The sequence below is a fragment of the Cycloclasticus sp. genome (genome assembly GCA_040743155.1).
GTDB lineage: Bacteria > Pseudomonadota > Gammaproteobacteria > Methylococcales > Cycloclasticaceae > Cycloclasticus.
On sequence record JBFLJU010000001.1, the window covers coordinates 1113310 to 1138408 of the forward strand.

A 25099-nucleotide genomic window follows, 5' to 3' on the forward strand; every position below is an offset into this window, starting at 1 on the left:
CACATTATAAAAAAAGGAGAATGACATGCTAGATGCCTATATATACGATGGCGCAAGAACAGCGTTTGGAAAATATTGTGGTTCACTTGCCCACGTTAGGCCTGATGATCTTGCCGCTGCCGTTATTAAAGCACTGGTTGATCGTAATAATCTCGACCCCTTACTCATTGACGATGTTATTTTGGGTTGTGCTTGCCAATCCGGCGAAGATAGCCGCAATGTTGCCCGTTATGCCACCTTAGCCGCGGGCTTGCCCGTTGAAGTGAGCGCGCAAACGGTTAACCGACTTTGCGGTAGCAGCCTCGCAGCTATCATTGACGCCGCTCGCGCCATAAGCTGTGGAGAAGGCAGTTTATTTATTGCAGGTGGCGTAGAAAGCATGACCCGTGCGCCCCTCACCTTTAACAAAAGCAACACTGCTTTTAGCAAAGATATCAGCGTTTACGACAGCGCCATCGGCGTGCGTTTCCCAAACCCTGTCATTGGCGAATTATACGGCCATGAGGCCATGCCCGAAACGGCTGACAATGTTGCCAGAGCCGTTGATATTAGCCGTGAACAATGTGACCAATTTGCCTACAATTCACAGCAAAAATGGGCCAACGCGACCGCAAATGGATATTTTAAAGAAGAAATTATTCCTGTTAGCATCCCGCAAAAGCGCGGCAAGCCAGACGTCATTGTCGACATCGACGAACACCCTCGCGCGAATGCTACCTTAGACAAAATGTCCACCATGCGCCCTCTATACGAAGGTGGCGTTGTCACCGCGGCCAACGCATCTGGCATTAATGATGGTGCAGCCGCCGTTGTGATTGGCTCACGTGAATTTGGTGAACAACACCGGTTGAAGCCTATAGCACGCGTTTTAGGTGGTGCTTCTGCCGGCATCGAGCCATCACAAATGGGCCTTGGTCCTGTTCCAGCTTGCCAAAAATTATTAAAACGGCTCAGCTTAAGCATTGATCAAATGGATGTCATTGAAGTGAATGAAGCTTTTGCCGCTCAGGTATTAGGCGGGCTAAAACAACTCGGCATCGCAGAAGATGACCCACGGGTAAACCCCAATGGCGGCGCAATTTCCGCCGGTCACCCTCTGGGGGCGTCTGGTGCAAGGTTGGCCTTAACGGCCAGTCGTCAACTTGAAAGGACCGGCGGTCGCTATGCCTTAATCACCATGTGCATTGGTGTAGGCCAAGGCATAGCGATGGTTATCGAACGCAGCTAATCCAATCATTGCCATATAACGCAACAACAGCTTGCTAAATAAAACAGGACGGCTGCCCTTTCTAACAAAGGGCAGCCAAATATGTAGCGAGTTATTTTCAGCTTTAGCCCTTCGTTGTCAAAGCACTTTTATATTGTTTGAATGCTGCGCTAGACAGTTTTTGGCATATTACTCAAATAGCCATTCCGCGTTACCGCCTCGCTTCAATAAACGAGACAATTGAATCAATCGCCCACTGGCAACTTGGAAGAATACCGTATGAACACATAAAACCATGCGTTTCACCTTTGGCTTCAAGGTAGTGAACATCAACCTCAACCTGCTTTAACTTTTCGGCGTATCGCTTACCGTCGTCGAGTAACACGTCATATTCCGCCGTAATAACAAGCGACGGCGGTAGCTGAGCTAATTTTTCAGATTGTACTGGCGCCATTTCTGTATCAGAACGATCGGCGGTTGTACCCACATAGTGATCCCAAAACCAGATCATGTCTTGCCTAGTCAACAATAATTGATTTTCTTCATTCAACGACGAAGGCGTATTTAAATCGGTATCGGTTGCCGGATAAATAAGCGCTTGCATGGCAACACGCGGCCCAGTTTCGGTTGAGCGCTGCGCCATAACCGCGGCCAGATTCCCCCCAGCGCTATCACCCGATACAATAAGCGGCAGGCCCTCTCCATTAAACTTTTCACGATTAGCATCAGCCCATAACAAGGCGTCCCAACAATCATTAACGGGTGTTGGGTAGGGGTGTTCAGGGGCAAGCCTATAATCCACCAGCACCACCACAGCGGATGCTGATACCGCTAATTGACGCGCGACTGCTTCATAGCCATCGATTGAGCCACACACCCAACCACCACCATGATAATAAATAATGATCGATGTCGGCGTTACATCCGGTTCAATCACACGTAACATGACACCAGAATCATCTAAAACATGGTTATTAATGGTCATGTTTTCCGGCCCTGCTGGGCCTTGCGACATCAACATATCTATGCCTAATCTAGCATCTTCTGGCGATCCCTCATGGAATGCTTTTACATCGGCCTCTGCCAATAAACCTAAAAAACTTAGCGTGCTTTCATTCAGTGCCATTTCCTTTCCCTCTTCCTATTTCTTATCGTTTAAGTCCTAGAACCAGTAAATTTAAAACCCTTGTAACTTTTTTCTGCCACCTCGGTAATCAACTTTTTATACGCTGGTCCACCCGCAACATAAACCATAAAAACACGTGGTTTACCAGGAATGTTGGCACCCATATACCAAGATTTAGCCTGCGGAAATAAGGTCATATCCGCCACCTCTCGTGTATGCTCAATCCAATCATCCTCATGCAGCAAGTCGACTTCGGCTTCCAAGAAGCTTTGTTTATCCATATGCTTAATACAAGCGGCAATCCATTCGCAATGCATTTCAATAGCCAGTGGCATATTAAAAAGAACCGAGGGACTTTGCGGCCCAGTAATCGTAAACATATTTGGAAAACCATGCACCGATAAGCCCAAATAAGTCCGCGGCCCATCTGCCCAGTATTTTTGCAAACTCAGTCCGTTACGCCCTGTAATCCCCATTTTAAATAAGGAGCCTGTAAACGCGTCAAAGCCAGTTGCGTAAATTAAAATATCAAACTCATAACTGTTTTTTGAGGTTCTTAACCCTTGAGCGGTTATTTCTTGTATTGGCGCACTTTTAATATCCACTAAAGTCACGTTATCACGATTAAATGCTTCGTAATAATGGGTCTCACAAGGCTGACGCTTAATACCAAACAGTTGATCTTCTTCAGGGCAAAGTAATTCGGCTACGTTTGGGTTATTCACCCGTTCACGAATTTTAGAACGCAAGAAGTCAGCTACCGTTTTATTGGCACCTTTGTCAGTGAGGATGTCTTGATAGCTGCCAAGCCAAATATTGAACCCTCCTTTTTCCCAACGCTTTTGATAGTGGTCTTCACGCTCTTCAGCTGAATCGGTCAAGGCTGATTCACGCTGTTGCATATACGGCATACCACCAAAAGAGTTCTGCTCGTCTTCCCTTAATTGCCGATAATTTGCCTTAATTTCCTGTTCATTTTCTGTTGTCATTGGCCCGTTACATAACGGGCTTGTATAGTTTGCTGTACGTTGAAAAACTATTAACTGCTCACACTCTTCAGCAATAACAGGAATGGCTTGAATAGCCGTTGCACCAGTCCCTATAATGCCAACTCTTTTACCTTTAAAATCAACACCCTTCGCCGGCCAACGGCTGGTGATATAGACATCACCCTTAAAGTCTTTTTGCCCTTGTATGACGGGAATGTTTGCAGAAGACAACGTGCCAACAGCCGGAATAAAGTACTGCGCACTATAGTCGGTACCTGCCTCTGTTTTAATTAACCAACGTTTTGATTTTTCGTCGAAAATAGCCGACTGCACTTTAGTGTTAAAGCTGATATCTGCTTTTAAATTAAAACGTGTTGCTACATACTCGAGGTATTCAAGTATTTCTGCTTGGCCCGCGTACTTTTCAGACCAGCTCCATTCTTGTTGTAACTCTTCTGAGAATGAAAAAGAATACTCATGACTAGCGATATCACAGCGCGCTCCTGGGTACCTATTCCAATACCATGTGCCGCCAACACCACTGGCATGTTCAATAGCGATTGCGTTTAGCCCAAGTTGATCACGTAACAAGTGCAACATATACAAACCTGCAAAACCAGCACCAACGATTAAAGCATCCACTTCTTTCACATTGCCCACTAACTTCTCCTGTTTATTTAAACTTTTCAGCCATGTTATTCGCCTTTCATAAACATACAAGTTTATCAATTAAGCTAACTTAAAGCCCTCATAACCATTTGCGGCCTTTTCAAAAATAATATCTCTATAAGCCCCGCAACCGCCAACATACACCATAAACACCTTAGGCTTACCTGGGATATTTGCTCCCATATACCAAGAATCTGCTTGGGGAAAAAGTGTCGTATCGGCCAATTCCACGGTATGTTTGACCCAGTCATTTTCATGCACTAAATCTGCTTCAATTTCACTGATTTTTTGCTGGTTCATTTGTTCAATACAAGCCGCTATCCACTCACAATGACATTCGATAGAAACAGGCATGTTTGATAAGACAGACGGGCTTTGCGGTCCTGTCACCGTAAACATATTAGGAAACCCGTGCACCGTCAAACCTAGGTATGTACGTGGCCCATCTGACCAACAGTCTTTTAAATCTTGCCCATTTCGCCCCTTAATACCCATCTTGAACAAAGAGCCCGTAAACGCATCGAAACCTGTCGCGTAAATTAAAACATCAAACTCAAAACTCTGTTCTCCCGTGTCCAAGCCGGATTCTGTTAACGTTTGAATCGGCGCACGCTTGATATCAACCAAGGTGACATTGTCGCGATTAAACGCTTCGAAATAATTAGTTTCACATGGTTGGCGTTTTATTCCATACAGCTGGTCTTCTTGTGGGCAAAGTAACTCCGCAATTTGTGGGTCATTCACGCGTTCGCGAATTTTTTTACGAAAAAAATCAGCCGCCGTTTTGTTAGCCGCTTTGTCAAACAATATATCTTCATAACTAGCCATCCAAATACCAAACCCTTTGGTATCCCAAAGCTGTTGATAATGAGCGTCCCTGTCTTCTGCGGAGTCGGCCAATGCAGAAGGTCTTACCCCTTCGAATGACATCCCTGCATAGGAACTTCTTTCTACCTCACGACGCGCATCATAATTTGCCTTTATTTCACGCTCTTCATCGGCTGTCATTGGGCCATTATGCAAGGGGCAGGTGTAATTTGCCGTTCGTTGAAATACCGTTAAGCTGTCACATTGTTCTGCAACCACTGGTATAACTTGAATAGCTGTTGCGCCGGTTCCTATGATGCCAACTTTCTTTCCTTTAAAGTCAACGCCTTCAGCCGGCCATTTCCCTGTTATGTAAACATCACCTTTAAAAGCATCTTGTCCCTCTATGAAGGGGATATTAGCCGACGATAAGGTACCAGATGCTGGGATGAAATACTGCGCATTGAATTGCTGACCGTCCTTTGTTGCTATATTCCAGCGTTTTGTTTGCTCATCATAAACCGCCGATTCCACAGTTGTATTAAGCTGGATATCTTTGTTTAAATCAAAACGCTCTGCTACATGTTCTAGATACTGCAGTATTTCAGGCTGCGAAGCGAACTTTTCAGACCACTGCCATTCCTGCTGTAATTCCTTAGAAAAAGAAAATGAATATTCATGACTTGCAACATCGCAACGTGCACCGGGATATCTATTCCAATACCAAGTGCCACCAACACCACCAGCCAAATCCACTACAGCAACGTTTAACCCTTGCTTATCACGTAATAAATGCAATAAATACATGCCGGCAAAGCCAGCCCCAACGATTAAAACATCAACTTTTTTTATGGTCATTAACGCTCCCTATTATTGTTTGCCTGGTTTTCTGTTGTTTTAGGCACAGACTCTGCCAAACAGAAAAAAATGTAATTTTATTTATATTGCAGTGCTATCTTGCCTACTTTCTCACGAGAAATTACAGTTTTCATAATTTGCGCAGTACCGTCACCAATTTGTAAGCCCATCACATCTAACATCCTTTGTTGGTGCGGTAAATCGGTGGTATAGCCGTAGTGTCCACTAAGTAGCAAGCAGTTTTGTAAAATCTCTGTCGCGTACTTTGGCCCCATCCATTTCAATATAGCGGCTTCTTTAGTATGTTTATGTCCACCATCGCGTAGCCTGAGTGTTTGATACGCCAGCGCACGTAATACTTCCAACATGCTTTCATGCTCAGCCAACGGAAAGGAAACGCCTTGGAATTTCACCAATGGTGTGCCAAAGGCTTCACGTTGTTGAACATATTCCCAAGTTTCATCAACCGATACTTGCGCCGTGCCTACACACTGCAAAGCAATTAAGATTCGACTCAGGTCAAAACCCACCATTATTTTGGTGAAGCCCTCATTTTCATTACCGATTAAAGCCGATGCAGGTATTTCAACGTTATCAAAAAACACCGAACCACGGCCAACTGGTTTGGTGCCAATATCGTCAAACTCGGTTCGCGTAATACCCGGCAAGTCTAAATCAACTAAGAATGCAGAGACGCCATAAGGGCCAGATTCCACTGTGCCCGTTCGAGCAAACATCAACACATTATCAGCCTGCGTCGCATAGCTCATAGAGGTTTTTTCGCCATTTAAAATATAACCGGTATCGGTACGCTCGGCTTTTAAGATTAAATTACCGGCGTCGGATCCGCCTCGCGGTTCGGTTAAGGCTAAACCGGTAATAATTTCACCCGACGCGATCTTTGGTAACACATCTTGCTTCATTTCTTCTGAAGCAAAGCGCATCAGTACATCACTCATCAGAGGGCAGGTCATGTTCATATAGCTCAAGTTAAAGTCACCATACGCGATAGCTTCACCAATCAAACCATTCACAAAACTTGATGCCCCGATACCGCCGTACTCCTCTGGTATATTCGGTGCTAATAACCCCAGCTCACCCATTTCACTAATAAGCCCACGATCTAGTGTGGAGTTACTATCGATGGCACGTTCACGATACCCTTCGTATAGCCTTTCTTTTGCGAAACGCTGAGCCATCTCTTGGATCATTTTCTCATCTTCATTTAGTAGTGCTGGGTTCATTCTTCTCTCCTTCTGTATCAGCTAAAAACTATAGTTCTTTAGCCATTTCTCTTAATTTAAATTTTTGTATCTTACCGCTCGCTGTTCTTGGCATCGCGTCAAGTATTTGCAAAGACTCAGGCCAATAACTCTTACTAATACCCTCACCGGCCAGGTAATTTTTTATCGCCTCTAATTCAAATAATTCGCCATCGCGTAAGGTAATAAAACAGCAAGCCCGTTCGCCTAAACGCTCATCTGGTTTCGCCACAACGGCTGTGTCTTGCACACTTGGGTGACGATAAAGTGCATTTTCCACCACCGCGACGGGGATATTTTCGCCACCACGGATGATGATATCTTTCGATCGCCCAGTAATTCGTATGTATTTTTGATGGATAATAATCGCCAAATCACCGGTTTCAAACCAGCCATCGGGATCAGTATCATAGGCTTCTGGGCATTTCAAATACCCTACAAAGTTACCCGCGCCACGTGTTTGTAAACGCCCTTCTTGACCATCTGCTAGAGGATCGCCATCCATATTGACTACACGAACTTCAGTTCCGTCATATGGACAACCGTCTGTTTCAAATACTTTTTCTTCTGAGTCACTAAGCAAAGTTGTCGTTACGGCTGACATTTCTGTCATACCCCACACCGTCATTAAGTTTAGGTTTAAACGCTTTGAAGCACTGCGTCCAATCGCAGGTGGCACTGGCGCGCCACCACAAACAAACAACCTAAAAGCATCGTGATTACAGTCAGCTAAATCCTTTGATTCACTTAAGTCCGACAGAAAGGGTGTCGCTCCCATGGTAAAAGCCACCTTTTCATCCCGGATAATTTTCCAAGCGGCAGATGCGTCCCATTGATCTAACAAAACGGTCGTTGTGCCCAACATAATCGGCAGACTAACGCCGAACATTAAACCGGTCATATGTGCCGTTGGTGAGCCCATAAAAATCGTTTCATTATGATCCAACTGAGTCCTGCCAATAAATTGCCGTGCGGCATATTCATGGGTATTTGACGTATGCATCACGCCTTTCGGTGAACCGGTGGTACCCGAGGTGTACATCAATAAAAAGACGTCATTCGCTGCTAGTTTACGTGCATCAAATTGCGCCCGGTCAGCGTCATTCACTGTGTCGACCATAAACGGTTCAAAACCATCTTCAGCCAAAATACAAACGTGCTCTAAGCAAGGCAGAGAGTCACTGATACCGTCCAACATCTCCGCGTGATCAAACCCTCTAAATTTGCTTGGCGCAAAAACAAGCTTCGATTCTGCAAAACCCAGCATATAGGACAGTTCGCTTTCCCTAAAAATAGGCATCAGCGGGTTACTGACCGCACCAATTCGCATACAAGCCAAATAAACCACAACAAATTCCCACCAATTAGGCAGTTGAAATGAAACGATATCGCCCTTACTGATGCCTTTGCGCAATAGTCCTGCCGCGAGACGGTCGGATAGGATCAGTAGTTCCGCGTATGTTTTTACTTGCTTATCATTTGTTTCTTTACGGTACCCAACAACAGCAGGTTTATTGGCATTTTTAGCGGTGGCTAAATCGAAGAAATCTAACAGTGTTTTATCTCGCCAGTTTTTTGATTCCCGCATTGATTTAATGCGTTCATCCGACAAAATAGGATCAACGATAGACATATTTAGCTCCTTTATTATTTCTGCAACAGCCCTTTAGGTACTCTTACGGGCATGGTTAAAATTTGTTGCGCATAGGTTTTACCTTGTACATCTATATTCATAGAGCTGACACCGCCGCCGCCTAACGCATCGTATAGGAAGAAATTAAAGGCTTGAATACCCGGCAAATAAAACCGTTCAACATGGCCATTTAATATGTGTGAAAACCACTCAGCTACTGCATCTGAGCTCAAAGACTGACTGATATATGCCATATATTCTGGCTTCCGCGCGATCACACCAATATTGGCAAAACGCCCCTTATCGCCACTGCGTGCAACGGCTAATTCTAGCAGTGGCACTTCTTCCATTTCGTCACCGATTGTTGCCTCTAATGGGTCAGAAACACGGTCAATTTGCTGCGCGTCAAATGCTATTCCCTTTGCTTTTGGATAGCTTATTTCATTACCATCGACCTCAACGATCGCGCTCGTCTCATCTTTGCCCAATAAAAAAGAATAGAGGCTGATCACAGGCGAAACTTTTGGCCTACCCGCTTCGCCAGCAGCACAGCGACCACCCGTCATATTCAAAATTACGCCCATCACCTCTCTAGAAAAAAGTGCAACCGCTTCCTTTTTATCGTGATGAACGGCCATTCGCAAAACAACTTCACGCAAAGCCTCGGGCGCATCAAAATGCGACTGATTCCATAATGCGTTAGCGCCTAACAAATTAACCGAGTGCTGTTTGAAGTCCCCGTAGCCTATTTCATCGAATAGAGCTTTACAGCGTTGCAAAATGGCATCCGCCGTTAACTGACCTTTTTTTAATATATCGAAACCCGTTAAAAGTTGCGTATAAATAGCTCGGTAACCGTCTAAATAGGTCGCCGATACTTTGTATTGATCCGTTGCTGGGTAACCGATACCCCCTGTTACTAACACGCGATTAGCTGCCTGCTCAGTCAGTTCTACCTGAGAAAAGTCGCACACAACATCCGGTAAAAAGTATGCTTGTGGGTCGCCAATTTCATAAATTAATTGCTCGGCAACGGTTAGCTTCGAAACCAAGCCACCTGTTCCAGCGGCTTTAGTAATAACAAATTCACCACTTTCATCGCATTCAACGATGGGGTAACCCATGTCTGCCCAGCCATCACAACTATCCTGCCAATCGGTGAAATTCCCACCCGTTACCTGACAGCCACACTCAATCAAATGGCCGGCTAAAGAACCCATCGATAATTTATCCAAATCATCAACAGACCATTTGTATTCGTGAATTAAAACACCCAAGGTCGTTGCTGAATCGACAACTCGACCCGTGATGACGATATCCGCACCAGCATCTAACGCAGCGGCGAGCGGAAACGCGCCTAAATAGGCATTGATACTGGCTAATTTGTCTGGGAAAGGTGCGCCTGTTTCCATTTCGGTAACGCCCATTGCACGCAATTCTGCCTCTCGTGGTAACAAATTATCACCACTGACAACGCCAACTTTTAGCTTAATGCCTTGCTCGTCTAATATTGTTTGAATGGCCTCTTTACAAGCCGGTAAATTCACACCGCCTGCATTAGCCACCACTTTCACGCCACCTTCAGCGATGGCTTTTAGATTCGGCTTTAGAATTTGCTGAACAAAATCTGTGGCGTAACCCAGTTGCTCGGATTTAGATTTAGCATTAGCAAGCAACGACATGGTCACCTCTGCCAAATAGTCATACACCAAATAATCTACGTTACCTTTTTCCAATAATTGCCTTGTCGCGTATGCACTATCGCCCCAATAACCAGATGCACCACCAATTTTAACTGTCTTCATTGTTATTTAATCCTATTCAGAAATTGCTACATCGATCAGAGGAATACCTACCTCAACCTGCTGATCTACCATTACATAAACGTCACTCACGACGCCTGTTTGCTGCGCCGTCAACTCTTGAAACATCTTCATTGACTCAAGCACAACCATCAGGTCGCCCTTACTCACCTTATCCCCTGTTTTAACTTTTACACCGGCAATGCGCCCACTCATCGGAGCCGTCAGGTTCGCGCCCAACTCTTCATCATCACGTTTTTCAGAAAACGATAATTTTTCAAATAACGCCACTTCTGAGCGGTTATCAATATAGACGTGTTGACGTTCATCAAGTGCTACACACGCAGTTGAGAGAATGCCATTTATTTGGAGCGACAATTGCCCTTCTGTTTCAGCCAATATTTGAATGGTTTTTGTCTCAATATGCTCACTCTCAACGGTGTATTTATCGGCCTCTTGTGAGACAGTAAAATCGACTAACACGTCTTGGAACCTCAACCTAACGGGCCAACTTAGAACGCCAGTGCTACGCCAACCGGTTGCACCGCTCGTGCGTGATAATACGATGGCTGCTATTGCCCACAACGAGTCCCTCGGTAAATAATTGCCCGCCTGTTCTTTAGCGGGCAAATGCTGCTCCTCAATATGGCGCGTGGTCGCGTTACCTTTAATAAACACAGGGTCATCCAATAACCCCAGTAGAAACTGTTTATTACTCGACAAACCAAGCAAGACGGTATCTTTAAGCGCTCTTTTTAGGCGTCTGATGGCCTCTTCACGTGTACCACCGTAGGCAATCAACTTGGCGAGCATCGAGTCGTAATACGGGCTGATAATTTGGCCTTTAACCAAGCCATTATCGACACGGATACCTTTGCCAGTTGCTATTTTCCAATCTAAAACTTGCCCTGTTTGTGGAACAAACCCGGCGTCGCAATCTTCAGCATACAGTCGAACTTCAATGGCGTGCCCTTGCAGTTGAATATCGTCTTGGCTCAGCGGTAAACGCTCGCCTGCAGCAACACGCAATTGCCACTCCACAAGATCTAAGCCCGTAATCAGCTCGGTGACTGGGTGCTCAACCTGTAAACGCGTATTCATTTCCAAAAAGTAAAACTCTTGGTCTTGGGTCAGCAAGAATTCAACGGTTCCAGCACCGGTATAATTCACCGCCTTAGCTGCCTGCACAGCCGCTTCACCCATTTTCTTACGTAACGCAGGAGAGACATCTGGCGCAGGTGCTTCTTCAATAACTTTTTGATTGCGACGTTGCATTGAGCAGTCCCGTTCACCAAGATAAACCGTATTGCCTGCTTGATCAGCAAACACTTGGATTTCGATATGCCGTGCCTGCTCAACACACTTTTCAAGCAATAGTTCAGAGGAACCAAAACTACTCAGTGCTTCTGCCCTTGCGGATTCAACTTCTGCTTTTAATTTTTGAGCTTCTCTAACGATACGAATACCGCGGCCACCACCACCCGCTGCCGCCTTTACCATCACTGGATAACCGATCCTGTCTGCTTCTTGTTGCAGCACTTGCTCATCATCAGATGGGCCATCATAACCAGGCACTAAAGGCACATCGGCATCCAACATTTTATGCCTTGCAACGGTCTTATTGCCCATCACTGCGATCGCATGAGAGCTGGGGCCAATAAAAACCAATCCTGCTTCTTCACACCGACGTGCAAACTCTGTCGATTCTGATAAAAAGCCATAGCCCGGATGAATCGCCTCTGCGTTGGTTTTTTTGGCCGCATCGATGATGTTGTTAATATTAAGGTATGACTTATCAACCGACGACTCACCAATGCAAACCGCTGTATCCGCTAAGGACACATGAAGTGCCGCACGATCAGCTTCACTGAAAACAGCAACCGTTTCGTAACCCATCTCTTTAGCCGTTTTAATTACCCGAACGGCAATTTCACCGCGGTTAGCAATCAATATGGTATTAAATTTATTCATCTACTCAGTTATCCATATTGGTTTTCTTTTCTCGACAAAGGCACTGTGACCCTCACGACCTTCTTCTTGTTTATTCAATTCAGAAAAAATATTAGCTGAAAACTCAATCATTTCCTCGTCATCTCTACCGCCAACTTCTTGCATAATCATTTTTGTCGCTGCGCAGGCTTTAGGCCCACAGCGTTCAACTTGTTGGATAACAGACTCCAACAATTCGAGTAGTGATTCACTGGACGGCGCAAGGTATTGCGCGATACCTAATCGATACGCTGTTTCACCGTCAACTCTTTCACCTGTTAACGCCATTTGCTTAGCACGTGTTAGGCCTATACGTTTAACCACGTATGGCGCAATCTGTGCGGGTGCAATGCCCAGTGTAGTTTCAGGCATGCCAAGCTTTGCATCTTTATGTACGAGGGTCAGATCGGCTAAACAAGCCAAACCAAAACCGCCACCCATAGCAGACCCTTCAACAACAACAATTAAAGTTTGCGGCAGCGACCAAAACTTCTTAAATAAATGCCCAGAGCGAATGTTTCTTTCTCGTGCAGGGTCACTAGTATTTGTACTACTATCTGTTTGTTGCTTGCGTTCCTTAATATCACCACCGGCACAAAAGTGCCCACCTGCTCCGAGTAAAATAACCACGCGAATTGAACGCTCTGCTGCTAAAAAGTCAGCTAGCTCATGAAGCTCTTGGTTCATCTGATTGTTCATCGCATTACGGCGCTCTGGCCGATTTAGGGTGATGTATAGGCGACCGTTTGACTGCTTCAACAAAATGGTTTCTGTGCTTGGCAAACTCATCATCTTAAAATCTCGCCACACCAAAGGTATTCGGGTCTAATTTCGTCTCCCGCCCACGCACGACAATATCAAGTAATTCAGACAACAAACGACGACTTTTGCGTGGGTCAATAATGCCTTCATCCCACACATGAGAGGTGCAATATAGGGCTGAAGAAACACTAGAATAGTAGTTAATAATATCTTCAGTTTGTTTGGCTAAAAAGGGTTCATCAACCGGCTTATTGTTTGCCTTTTGCTTGTTTTCATAAACGATTGACATCACGGTTGCGGCTTGCTCACCACCCATCACCGCCAAGGTATTGGTTGGCCATGCAAATAAAAATTCTGGCTCAAATGATCGGCCCGACATCGCATAATTACCGGCTCCAAACGCACCGCCAATATTGAGCGTTATTTTTGGTACCGTTGCATTAGCAACCGCTTGAATAAGCTTTGCGCCATTTTTAATCATGCCACGTTGCTCATGCTCAATCCCAACGATAAAGCCGGTGGTGTTTTGTAAAAAGATAAGCGGTTTATTAGCCTGACAACACAGTTGGATGAATTGCGTTGCCTTACCAGCACCTTTATTCGTAATCGGGCCATTATTCGCAATCATGCCGCAATGTTGGCCTTCAATTTGAGCAAATCCGCAGATGGTGAAAGGGTCATAATTGGCCTTAAATTCAACAAAATCCGAATCATCAACTAAACGCGCTATCACTTCACGGCTGTCATAAGGCTTGTGATAATCGGCTGGAACAATCCCGCACAACTCGTCAATATCATAACGGGGCTGTTTGTACGGTGCTCTTTTCGTGGCCGGTAAACGGTCGTTCCAATGTAAGCTTTTGACCACTTCACGTGTCATCTCAATCGCGTGCGCATCATCTTCTGCTAAGTATTCTGCAAGGCCAGATTCACGTGCGTGCATTTCCGCACCACCTAACTCCTCTTCCTCTGCGATTTCACCCGTGGCCGCTTTTAGTAAGGGTGGCCCAGCAAGGTAGGCTCGCGCCTTGTCTTTTACCATCACTACATAATCCGACATACCGGGGATATAAGCCCCTCCGGCAGTTGAAGCACCGTGTACCACGGTGATTTGTGGAATACCCGCGGCTGATGCGTGTGCTTGCGACATAAAGCGGTGACCCGCTAAATTAAAGCCCAAGTGTTGTAGAAATAAGTTGCCGCCCCCACTTTGCACTAGGCAAATAAACGGCAACTTAGACGCACTTGCAATCTCTTGCGCCCGACGTAGTTTTTCATAAGCGTGCGGCATATTAGTGCCCGCCTTGATCGCCGCGTCGTTCACATAAACTAGACACCGAGTATTTTCTACAAAACCAATACCGACGATAATTCCTGCGCCATACACGTCTTCCTCGCCATCATCATCGTGTTGGCCTAAGCCTGCTAATGTACTCAGCTCAATAAAACTTGCGCCTGGGTCTAACAGCATTTCTAAGCGAACCCTCGGTAGTAATTGTTCCCTTTTTTTAAATAAGGCTTGCTTTCTTTTTGACGCTAAATGAACTTTATTTTCGAGCTCATTGACTTGTGCAATTAAGCCCAACAAGTCTTTTCTGTTTTTATGAAATGAGTCGCTTTGTGTATTAACTTTGCTTTGAATAACCGCCATAAAATTTAACTAACCCGATTTGACGGGTGAATACCCATCTTTTTTGAAATAATTTCCAGCATCACTTCGTTCGCACCACCACCAATAGAACATAAACGTGTATCACGGAAAATTCGACTGATTAAGTTATCCCACATAAAACCTTGGCCACCCCAGTACTGCAGGCAGGTTGTAGGAATCGTTTGCCCTAAAGCACCGACTTTAAACTTCGCCATGGATGTCAGCATATCCACATCTTCACCCGCAACATAACGCTCACATGCTTGATGAATTAAGGCTCTAACGGCCTGAATATCTGTCTGCATTTCAGCCAATTTAAAGTAAATCTCTTGATTCTCAATCAGCGGTTTACCAAACGCTTTGCGCTGTTTTGTATATTCAATCGTAATATCCACCGCATCTTGAATTTGGCTCAAATATTTTGACATGGCAAAGAAGCGTTCTTCTTGGAATTGCTTCATTTGATAAATAAAGCCACGACCTTCTTCACCAATTAAATTACCTACTGGCACTCGCACATCATCAAAGTAAAGCGGCGCAGTGTCAGAACTGTGCGCACCTAATTTTTTTAGCCGTTTACCTCGCGTCACCCCTTTAGTGTCCAGCGGCACGATAATCAGTGATTTATTTTTATGCGGGCCATTCTCCTCGCCGGTGTTACACAACAAGCAAACCCAATCCGCCTGTGTGGACGTGGTAATCCACATTTTGCCGCCGTTTATAACGTACTCATCACCGACACGACGTGCTTCTGTTTTAATCGATGCCACATCTGAACCAGCGCCTTCTTCACTCACACCAATACAGCCGACCGAATCCCCCGCAATAGCAGGCACTAAGTAGTTACGCCTTAGCTCATCACTGCCAAAGTTCGCCAACGCCGGTGTACACATATCCGTTTGCACACCAATGGCCGTCGAAACGCCTGAACACTTTATGCGTCCCACTTCTTCGGCAAACGCCAGCATATAAGAATAATCCAATGCCAAGCCGCCCCATTTTTCTGCACGGTTAATTCCTAAAAAACCTGCATCACCCATTTTTTTGAATAACTCGTGGGCAGGGAAAATCCCCTCCTCTTCCCATTCATCTACATATGGGTTTATTTCGCGCTCAACAAACTTTGCAACTGATTCGCGCAGCATGTCGTGCTCATGGCTAAACAGCATGATTAACATCTCCTAACGTGGATTTATTCTTCACATGAGTATAAACTTATTCCTTTAAAACTAACAACTGTTAGATTGATTAATTTAAAAACAACCTAGCAATAAAATTTATGAGGTGCTTTTTTGTATCAATCTATATATAAAAACGACCTATTTCAGGACAAAGTGATCATTGTGACTGGAGGCGGTAGCGGTATTGGTCGATGTACGACGCATGAATTAGCATCACTCGGCGCAAGCGTCATTATTATTGGCCGCTCAATTGAAAAGCTTGAGTCCGTTGCTAATGAACTAGCCAATGATGGCTACCGCTGTGATTTTTATAGCCTAGATATCAGAAACTCTGAGGCGATTAAAACCACCTTAAATACTATCCTTAATAAACACGGTCAAATTGATGGCCTAGTCAATAACGCAGGTGGCCAATTCCCGTCCAAGCTCGAAGATATCAGCGACAATGGCTGGGAAGCTGTTATAAAAAACAACCTGAACGGCGGCTTTTTTATGATGCGTGAGACCTATAATTTGTGGATGAAAGAACACGGCGGCAGTATCGTCAATATCGTCGCCACGGTTGCCCACGGTATGCCGCATATGGGCCACACTGGCGCAGCACGCGCCGGCATGATTAACCTAACACAAACGGCAGCACTCGAATGGGTACACTCCGGCGTGCGCGTTAACGCAGTCGCTCCGGGATCAGTAGCTTCTAGCGGAATGGAAACTTATCCTGAAGAGTTTAAGAAAAAACTACGCCAACGTCGTCACCAAGTACCCATGAAACGTCAAGCAACAGAAGCGGAAATATCATCAGCGATTGTTTATTTATTATCAGACGGCGCAGCTTATATTACCGGCGAAACAATGGCTGTTGATGGTGGTTTACCACTGTCCAAAGAAAATTGGTCCGTACCCGAGCACGACAAAAGCAAACCGTATGATGGCTTCCATCTATATAAAGCACCGTCCATATAGCTCATGAGCTCCAAAGCTAACGAAGGCTTTCTTGTTAAACCGATTAGCCCATCTATTGGCTCTATTGTTTATGGGCTTGATTTATCCCAAGCAATCTCTGAAGAAATACTCAAAAAATTACGCACTATTTGGTTAGATAGAAAACTCTTAGTATTCCCCGAGCAAACACTAAGCCCGCAACAACAAACCGACTTTACCCAACAATTTGGCGAACTCGATCAATACCCCTTTTTAGAGGGCGTAGAAGGTTACCCCTATGTTGCAGAGGTGCTCAAACTACCTGAAGAAAGCATTAACTTTGGCGGTGTTTGGCATACCGACACCACTTATCTAGAAACGCCTGCTGCTGGCGCAAGCCTGTATGCGTTGGAGTTACCCCCTACCGGAGGCGACACCATATTTTGCAATATGGCTGCCGCCTACCAAGCGTTACCACAAAGCCTAAAACAAACAATTAATCCATTACAAGCAATCAATACCTCAGACAAGGCAGACGTATCACAAACACGATTGCACCGAATAAGCAGCAATTCTTTAGCTAAACAAATATTCTCCAATACCCACCCAGTGGTACGTACACACCCAGAAACTGGAGAAAAAAGCCTCTTCGTAAATGAAGCCCATACTACTCACTTCAAAGGGCAAAACGAGCAACAAAGCAACGCATTACTAAACCGCCTATATCAACATGCGCGCAAACCTGAATTTCAATGTCGTATAAGATGGCATATCGGCATGGTCGCGCTATGGGATAACCGCTCAACACATCATTACCCGATCAACGATTACAATGGCTACAGACGGTTATTGCACCGTATTTCTCTTAAAGGTGATAAACCTTTTTAGTTGTTCTTATCCATGTTTATTTATAGAGATATCATTCCCTTTTCATGCTTAAATATTAACTTAAATGGAATTCATATCCGCCTATAGACAAACAATACGTGAATAATCGTTTCCGCTTATTAATACTGTTATGCATCTGCATTTATAGGTATGGCTTGATCAATTTTACCTTTAAGCGTAGGTTTACCTTGTGGCTAATTCCGGCCTCAATTTTAAACTAAGGAGAAATTACATGGCAGTTAAGCACACACCTACAGGAGTAGTAGATCAAGGAGCCAAAGGAGGAAATACCGGTTGCGGTGTAGACACGAGAAAACATTCTGATCACTGGGTGTCGTCGTCACAAAGAATTACCGTGATAAAAATGGATGTAAAAACTAAAGCTATTTAGTTTTTCTAGCCTCATTTTTTGAGGCTAGTTTCATTCTCAATCTATGCATAACAAGTCAATTAACTACGCGCACAAAAGACGTGCGCCCGACAGCCTACACTTGACTCTGCTACGTTTCGGCTGCGGGTTATTGAGGCGTTATGTTCCATCAAGGATCGGAGGATTACCCTGAACAAATATAGATACGACCCAGTTATAACAGGAATATTCGCTGGAATAAGCGCATTAATTCTATGGTATTTTTCTGCATTGGCTATTGATGAAAATACGCTGCCAGCTCATTACGACTATATAGCTCAATTCTTCTCTGTTCTTTTAGGTGCCTTCGTCGCTTTTCGCTTCAATGCTTATCTAGAATCGAGAAAGTCTGAAAATGAAAAGTCAAAGTTTTATCTTGAGTTCTGCTCGGATAACTATGATACGTTTTACTCTACTCTAGATGGCCTAAATAATAGTCGTGTTGACTGGATATACGCAGCTAGGCTTCTCATGGAAACAAAGTCTCTAGAAGATGAGATTACTACCGCAGAGCATCAAACAGTTCTTGGCATCAAAAAAATGAAAGTTAGGCACTCACTGCTTAATCAGTTCCAGGTGATTGATGAAGAGAAAAATACAGAAAGCCCACTCCCTGTATCATTCTTTTATGGTATTCCTAATTGGCGGGAATACTTCGATGCGCCAAATGATGCAGCTTGCGAATCAATGAAGTTTGATCGGCCTACAACGTTTGGGGAGTATGAAGTTCCTAAGATGGAGCGGCTGCCTATGTTGCAGGAACAAAGTGTTTATGCGGTATTTGAATTTCTATCTTACCCAGAAAATTTTGAAGATCACCTAGATAAGTTAAATTACAACGCAGAGTGGCCTCAACGAGTAAAAAGCTTTGAGGGTGAAGGTGCCTATAAATATGTGAAGCATCGAAGAGACTATGTGCACCCTGAATGGGGCATATCTAAGAAAAAGCAGGCAAAGCTCGCAAAAATTATCAAAGATGGTGGTATTACCAGTAGTGGACAATAAGAACATAACAAAACGCTCAAGCGGGACAAAGTGTTGCACACTTCATCCCCTAGCTGAGGCTTATGAAAATCAAGGGGGCAGCCAACTTGATTTCTATAAGCGTGCCTTGTAGGGATATTCGTTTTATTGATAATAATTGAACTCTGAATTAGAAAGTTTTACTGTATAAGCCATAAAAGCGACTAGCTAATATAAACAAAGCTAGGCATCCTCATTATCCCTCTTAACTCAATATCACTTAACCCTACTCAAAATATATATGAAATTATTAATACGTAATTTAGATCGATTAACGACAGAAGAAGAGCTGAAAGATTTGTTTCAAAAAATTGGTACCGTTCAATCTTGTAGTTTGGTGATGGATCAAGAAAGTGGTGAATCTAAAGGATTTTGATTTATTGAAATGCCAAAGTCCGGTGAGGCAAAAATCGCCATCAAAAAGCTGAACAACAAAACAATTGGTAGCAATAAAATACGCGTTAAAAAGGCTGAAGATAAGAATTTATAACTGGACATGTAAAGTTAAGTGTACTGCCCCCAATCTAGAAATAATTAAACTAACCACAAAATAAGTATCAGGAGAAAAACAATGAAAGAAGGACATATTACCGCGAACGGCCTTGACTTTACTTATTTCGAAGCGGGTTCAGGACCATTGGCTCTTTGCTTACATGGGTTTCCCGATTCCCCTCATAGCTATCGCCACTTAATGCCGGTACTTGCAGACGCTGGCTACCGAGTCGTTGTGCCATTTATTCGTGGCTATGCACCAACGGCAATTCCTGAGAATGGTGATTACTCGACCGAAACACGAGCCGCCGATTTTAACGCCCTGCATGAAGCCCTTGGTGGTGGGGATGACGCTGTGCTTATATCTCACGACTGGGGTTCTGTTGCTGCCTACGCTGCTCTAGCCGCGCAACCCGAGCGTTGGAGCCGCGCTGTGATCATGAACATTCCGCCACTCACCGTATTTGGTAATTATATTTTTCAATACGAGCAAATTAAGCGCTCCTTCTATTTTTGGTTCTTTCAAATGGATATTTCTGATGCCATTGTTCCAATGAATGACATGGCGTTCCTTGATGGCCTATGGGCAGATTGGTCGCCCGGTTACAACGCAAGCACCGATCTAAAACATGTGAAAGATTGCCTCCGCAACCCAGCCAATCTGGCTGCAGCTATGGGTTATTATCGTCAATTATTTAACCCTGCCCTCTTCGGTATGCCTGATGAGATGAAAAAACAAGGCGCTGTTTGGGGACAGCCCATCTCTCAACCTACGCTTTATCTACATGGAACAAATGACGGGTGCGTGACAATTGATGATGACGGCTTAAAAGACGCCCTAAACTACCTAGGAAAGGGCTCAGAAGCACAATGGGTGCAAGACGTTGGACATTTCATGCTCCTTGAAAAGCCGGATGAAGTAAGCAAAAGAATATTACAATTTCTCAAAGCTTGATAAGGCTGTTTTATCAAATAATTAGCTTATCCTCTGACCCTAATTATTAAATCAATTTACTCTGACCCCATCGATTCCCTGATCCTTGGTTTTTCGGGGTAACGTCATTTGGTTGAGGTGATTGCCATCATCGCATTGCTAGCTTGTGGTGTAGCTGATGCCTTCGATTTATAAAAAGGCTGCAAATGGTATCAAGTCATGAATAATCGTTAAAATAGTAAATGGTTAAACTCTTTATGCTCACTGAAAATATGAGTACTAAAAGGTTATTAAGAACATGAAATACACAAACCCTTTAGCTCTATAGTCAAAGAGGCTGGGGCAAATTGAACCTTTTTACTCATTGCAAATATTGTTTTGTAGACGGAGGTTGCGCCAAGCTCAAAAGCATTCTTACAGTTATTACAAATTAAAATAATGGTTTGATGATTCGTGTCAGCTTGAAGACAACCAATAAAGGCGTTAAGGGATTCAATTTTATGCACCAGTCCAACTTCCATCAGAAAGTCTAAAGCTCTATAAATAGTGATCGGTTTTGCCTTTTGGTCTTCTTCACGGAATAAATCCAACAACTCATAAGCCCCTATTGCCTTATGGCTGGAGCAAATCAATTCTAGAACTCGTCGGCGAATAACGGTTAAACGCACCTTTTTTTTGATACAGATGTCCTCTGCAGCAGACAATGTATCATCTATGCATTGCTGATGATTATGGGGCTCTTGTAATGCTTTTTCGTCAACGAGTTCATTCATATTAAAATGTTATTTTTATGCCAACTTCAGCGCCACGCCCGGGCTCTGGTACATGGTTTTTTAGAAATGATGTTGAATTCCGGATAGTTTCATTCAACAAGTTATTACCTTTTACAAAAAGTAGCACATTACTATTCTTTGTAAGCTTACGGTTATAACGAATATTTGCATCTAATAATAAATAACCTTTTGTAGCGCTTTCATTATCGCTCACATCCGTTTGTTTCTCAGCACGTGTCAACCTCAATCCAGCAGCAAAGTCATTATAGCCCGTATAATTTAATTGTATACCGTAGCGAAGGGGTGCTAAGCGTGGCACATTACCTCCTGTCTTTAGTCGTCCTCGAACATAATCTGCAAAAATTTGCCCACCTACTTGATTGTCTTTGGAACTCCAAAGAGGAAAACCCAGTTGAGATTCAAAGCCGTAAAACCTAACATCTTGTTGTACTGCTTGGTAAACAGGCAAGCAATTAGCAATACACCCCGCATTAATGGCCTCTGAATCTGTATCAAACAATGCCTCTGTTCTTTGTTGAAGAATATAGTCGTTACTCCAGTTATGAAATATGTTTAATTCAGTTGATAGCCCCTTATAACCTGCTTCAAAACTTAAATCTAAATTGTATGAAGTTTCTAGTTTTAAATTTTTATCGCCTAACTCATAACTTTGTGTTGCGAAATGGACTCCGTTAGAAAAGAGCTCCTGTATGTCAGGGGCTCTTTGTGCGCGTGTAAATGACAGGCTAAGGAGCATATCATCCGTTGCAGGCCATAAAACAGAAAAGGATGCGTTAACGGGAGTATGTATTTTCTTATGATGGCCTTGTGCATCAATTCTTTGCTGTTCTACACGTAAACCCAGCTCGTAAGTTATATCACCAACGTAAATATCTTCCACTGCAAAAATGGCGTATGTTTCTAAACTAGATGGCGGAATAAAAGCTTCTTCACCTGTTGCAGTAAAGTCTTTATATTGCGATTGAAAACCAATAGCCCCACGATCAAAAATGCCTAACGTCCTATGTACTAATTCAACTCGCCCTTCTAGCCCTTTATTATCCAACTTTGTTCCAACAGTAACGCCATCTTCCAGTTCTGTATGTTGATAATCATTATAGGCAAGTCGAATTTTCAAACTATCCACTCCTGCAAACGGCTCATTAAACTCAGCTTTGAAGTCATAGCGAGTTTGTTGCAAATCAATTCTGACTAATTCATCTATCGGTGGCACACCATAGTTATTATCCAAATGATTAATAGAAAAACCTACCATACCCCAATCATCGACCCACGAGGATCCAAAGGTACCACTCCAACTTTCCGCATCAGTATTAGCAATAACTCCTGAACTATTCCCGCCACTTGGTACAGAGTAGTTTCCAAGCTGACGAAAAAAACCATTAATGTGCCAAGCTACATTCTTTACTCCACCTTCATGTTTTAATGCGCTGCTCCAACCATCAGAAACTGAGTTATAGCGTTGCTCAAAAGAAAAACCCGAAGATTCAGGCACATAAAGTGGTATGCGGTTATCAACAATATTGACGATACCGCCAATGGCCCCACTACCATACAATAAACTCGCAGGACCGCGTAATACTTCAATTTGCTCGGCAAATAAGCCTTCAGTACTGTTTGCATGATCTGGGCTAACACCTGTCACATCGAGGCTACCTATACCATTTTGTAAAACCTGAACCCTTGCTCCAAACTGCCCTCGGATAACCGGTTGTCCAACACTCGAACCAAATGAACTACTATGGACACCAAGTTCTTGCTTTAATGTCTCGCCAATAGTCGTTGCCAACTTTAATGTTAATTTTTCTCCCGACAAAATATTAACTGGCTGAATTGTTTGCGCTGCTTTTTTATGTATAGGAGTAGAAACAATAAGAGTATCCAATGTGATATCTCCTTCGGCGATTACTAGAGGGGAGATAACCATTAAGGCAAGAGGTATAAAGAGTTTAGTTAGCATAGAGGAGTCTTTTGGATGTGAGTTATAATTGTTATGTTATTACATTTCATTTATTCTGTAAACGAACTTAACAATTTATTTCAGACGCCGAATAAAGGTTAAAAAAAAGGCTGGGTGCAGGCCGTAATCAGTCTCTTTCTCATACGATAAGATATAGCAAGCCGGGTATTGTTCTTATGCTGTCAAAAGATAAGATTATAATTGTGCCGACTAACTGGATAAAACTAAATAATGACCTCTACCGAAACACAAACCAACTTTAAAGAACTTGGCCTTATTGCGCCCTTGTTAACTCGATTAACTGAGTTGGAATATCAGCAACCAACACCGATTCAGGCACAAGCGATTCCAAGTGTCTTGGCCGGACGTGACTTAATCGCAGGGGCCAATACCGGTTCGGGTAAAACAGCCGCTTTTGCACTGCCTATGTTGCAACGTTTATACGCTGAAAAACCATTGAGTAACGAAAGCCGTAACGGTAACTATGTTACTGGACTAATTTTGGTACCTACCCGTGAACTAGCCAAGCAAATTGCTGACAGCATTAGGTCTCATGCACTGCATTTTAACGGCGTGATTAAAACGGTTGCTGTTTTTGGTGGTGTGTCAGCGAATACTCAAATGCTTGCATTACGCGGCGGCACGGATATTTTAGTTGCAACGCCTGGTCGATTACTCGATTTGATTTCAAGTAATGCCATTAAACTTGATCAGGTTAAAACCTTAGTACTTGATGAGGCTGATCGGATGTTAAGCCTAGGTTTTACAGACGAGCTAGCCGCGCTGTTAGCATTACTGCCAAAGAAAAGGCAAACGTTATTATTCTCAGCAACCTTTCCTAAAAAAGTAGAAGCTTTAGCCGAAGAGCTGCTCAACGACCCGGTTGAGATGCAATTGCAAAGTAACGACGCCAGCACGTTAGTGCAGCGCGTTTTTACCGTTAATAAAGGGGGAAAAACAGTCTTATTAGCACATCTAATCAAGCAACATAAATGGCGACAAGTGCTTGTTTTCGTTAATGCAAAAAACAGTTGTCATCACTTAGCTAAAAAACTAGCTAAACGTGGTATTGCTGCAGAAGTGTTTCATGGCGACAAAACCCAGGGTGCTCGTAACCGTGTACTTGAGGCGTTTAAAACGGGGAAAGTCGACGTGCTAATTGCAACTGACCTTGCTGCTCGTGGGTTAGATATTGACAAACTGCCCGTCGTGATCAATTTTGATTTACCAAGAAGCCCGCAAGACTACATGCACCGTATTGGTCGAAGTGGCCGTGCCGGTGAAGTAGGCTTAGCCTTATCACTGATTGACTATGAGGATTACCATCATTTCAAGGTCATCGAAAAGAAGAACAAGATTCGACTGGAACGTGAGCAAGTTGAGGGTTTTGAAGCCGATGAAGTCATCAGTGAGGCGCTTTTAGCCGCCAATAAACCGATGGCAAAACCCGAAGGTAGCGGCAAGAAAAAACGCAAAAATAAAGCGCCATTTGAAAATTAAAGGCGTCCCTTTTATGACAAGCGTCCGCAATATGCTAGTTGAATAAACCGGACACATTAGTAAGAAACAACTCCCATTAGTTATTGGAGAGTTAATATGGGACAGAAACGTAGTTACAAACAGTAACCAAAGAATATAAAGAAGCCGCTGCCTTGGTTCGTGATCAGAGCTACTCCGTAGCTGAGGCTGCTAAGTCACCGGGTAAAGAAGCCACTCCCTTTAGCTAAAAACCAAAAGACTCG

Annotated in this window: 19 protein-coding genes; 7 read left to right on the forward strand and 12 right to left on the reverse strand. The window is 43.8% G+C overall.

The window, feature by feature from the left end; genetic code table 11:
* The first annotated feature begins 25 nt into the window (after positions 1-25).
* The gene (locus tag AB1Y31_05360) at positions 26-1228 is read left to right on the forward strand and encodes an acetyl-CoA C-acyltransferase (protein MEW4982592.1); all 1203 of its coding nucleotides are present in this window, start codon (positions 26-28) and stop codon (positions 1226-1228) included.
* 190 nt (positions 1229-1418) lie between these two features.
* Here the strand turns inward: AB1Y31_05360 and AB1Y31_05365 are convergent, their stop codons facing one another.
* The 10 genes from AB1Y31_05365 to AB1Y31_05410 all read right to left on the reverse strand — a co-directional run bounded on the left by AB1Y31_05365 (position 1419) and on the right by AB1Y31_05410 (position 15924).
* Positions 1419-2333, reverse strand: a complete 915-nt coding sequence (locus AB1Y31_05365) for an alpha/beta hydrolase (protein ID MEW4982593.1) — start codon at positions 2331-2333, stop codon at positions 1419-1421.
* Positions 2334-2362: 29 nt separating this feature from the next.
* Positions 2363-3982, reverse strand: coding sequence for an NAD(P)/FAD-dependent oxidoreductase (locus AB1Y31_05370; GenBank protein ID MEW4982594.1), 1620 nt, complete (start codon positions 3980-3982; stop codon positions 2363-2365).
* A gap of 69 nt (positions 3983-4051) precedes the next feature.
* Entirely contained in the window at positions 4052-5656 is a 1605-nt protein-coding gene (locus tag AB1Y31_05375) for an NAD(P)/FAD-dependent oxidoreductase (GenBank protein MEW4982595.1), read from the reverse strand.
* Positions 5657-5733: 77 nt separating this feature from the next.
* On the reverse strand, positions 5734-6900 hold the full coding sequence (locus AB1Y31_05380) for an acyl-CoA dehydrogenase family protein (GenBank protein ID MEW4982596.1): 1167 nt from the start codon (positions 6898-6900) through the stop codon (positions 5734-5736).
* A 28-nt stretch (positions 6901-6928) separates the two neighbouring features.
* Positions 6929-8551 (reverse strand): AMP-binding protein, encoded by a 1623-nt coding sequence (locus AB1Y31_05385; protein ID MEW4982597.1) that lies wholly within the window; start codon positions 8549-8551, stop codon positions 6929-6931.
* A 14-nt stretch (positions 8552-8565) separates the two neighbouring features.
* Positions 8566-10356 carry an acyclic terpene utilization AtuA family protein gene (locus AB1Y31_05390; GenBank protein MEW4982598.1) on the reverse strand — a complete coding sequence of 597 codons (1791 nt, stop codon included), beginning with the start codon at positions 10354-10356 and terminating at the stop codon, positions 8566-8568.
* 12 nt (positions 10357-10368) lie between these two features.
* Positions 10369-12324: an acetyl-CoA carboxylase biotin carboxylase subunit gene (locus AB1Y31_05395; protein ID MEW4982599.1), complete on the reverse strand. Its 1956-nt coding sequence runs from the start codon at positions 12322-12324 to the stop codon at positions 10369-10371.
* Positions 12325-13134, reverse strand: a complete 810-nt coding sequence (locus tag AB1Y31_05400; GenBank protein ID MEW4982600.1) for an enoyl-CoA hydratase-related protein — start codon at positions 13132-13134, stop codon at positions 12325-12327.
* Between the two features lies 1 nt (position 13135).
* Positions 13136-14755 (reverse strand): carboxyl transferase domain-containing protein, encoded by a 1620-nt coding sequence (locus tag AB1Y31_05405; protein MEW4982601.1) that lies wholly within the window; start codon positions 14753-14755, stop codon positions 13136-13138.
* 5 nt (positions 14756-14760) lie between these two features.
* Positions 14761-15924, reverse strand: a complete 1164-nt coding sequence (locus AB1Y31_05410) for an acyl-CoA dehydrogenase family protein (protein MEW4982602.1) — start codon at positions 15922-15924, stop codon at positions 14761-14763.
* A gap of 123 nt (positions 15925-16047) precedes the next feature.
* Here AB1Y31_05410 and AB1Y31_05415 point away from each other — a divergent pair, with 123 nt between their 5' ends.
* The 5 genes from AB1Y31_05415 (at position 16048) to AB1Y31_05435 (ending at position 20624) form a co-directional block, all read left to right on the forward strand.
* Complete coding sequence (locus AB1Y31_05415; GenBank protein MEW4982603.1) at positions 16048-16899, forward strand: SDR family oxidoreductase; 852 nt, start codon at positions 16048-16050, stop codon at positions 16897-16899.
* 3 nt (positions 16900-16902) lie between these two features.
* Complete coding sequence (locus AB1Y31_05420) at positions 16903-17745, forward strand: TauD/TfdA family dioxygenase (protein MEW4982604.1); 843 nt, start codon at positions 16903-16905, stop codon at positions 17743-17745.
* 640 nt (positions 17746-18385) lie between these two features.
* Complete coding sequence (locus AB1Y31_05425) at positions 18386-19159, forward strand: hypothetical protein (protein MEW4982605.1); 774 nt, start codon at positions 18386-18388, stop codon at positions 19157-19159.
* 259 nt (positions 19160-19418) lie between these two features.
* Positions 19419-19553 carry an RNA-binding protein gene (locus tag AB1Y31_05430; GenBank protein ID MEW4982606.1) on the forward strand — a complete coding sequence of 45 codons (135 nt, stop codon included), beginning with the start codon at positions 19419-19421 and terminating at the stop codon, positions 19551-19553.
* A 195-nt stretch (positions 19554-19748) separates the two neighbouring features.
* Positions 19749-20624: an alpha/beta hydrolase gene (locus AB1Y31_05435; GenBank protein ID MEW4982607.1), complete on the forward strand. Its 876-nt coding sequence runs from the start codon at positions 19749-19751 to the stop codon at positions 20622-20624.
* Between the two features lie 269 nt (positions 20625-20893).
* Here the strand turns inward: AB1Y31_05435 and AB1Y31_05440 are convergent, their stop codons facing one another.
* Both AB1Y31_05440 and AB1Y31_05445 read right to left on the reverse strand, forming a co-directional pair.
* Positions 20894-21376, reverse strand: a complete 483-nt coding sequence (locus tag AB1Y31_05440) for a transcriptional repressor (GenBank protein ID MEW4982608.1) — start codon at positions 21374-21376, stop codon at positions 20894-20896.
* A 1-nt stretch (position 21377) separates the two neighbouring features.
* Entirely contained in the window at positions 21378-23357 is a 1980-nt protein-coding gene (locus AB1Y31_05445) for a TonB-dependent receptor (GenBank protein MEW4982609.1), read from the reverse strand.
* Between the two features lie 231 nt (positions 23358-23588).
* Here AB1Y31_05445 and AB1Y31_05450 point away from each other — a divergent pair, with 231 nt between their 5' ends.
* Positions 23589-24857, forward strand: a complete 1269-nt coding sequence (locus AB1Y31_05450) for a DEAD/DEAH box helicase (GenBank protein MEW4982610.1) — start codon at positions 23589-23591, stop codon at positions 24855-24857.
* The last annotated feature ends 242 nt before the right edge of the window (positions 24858-25099 follow it).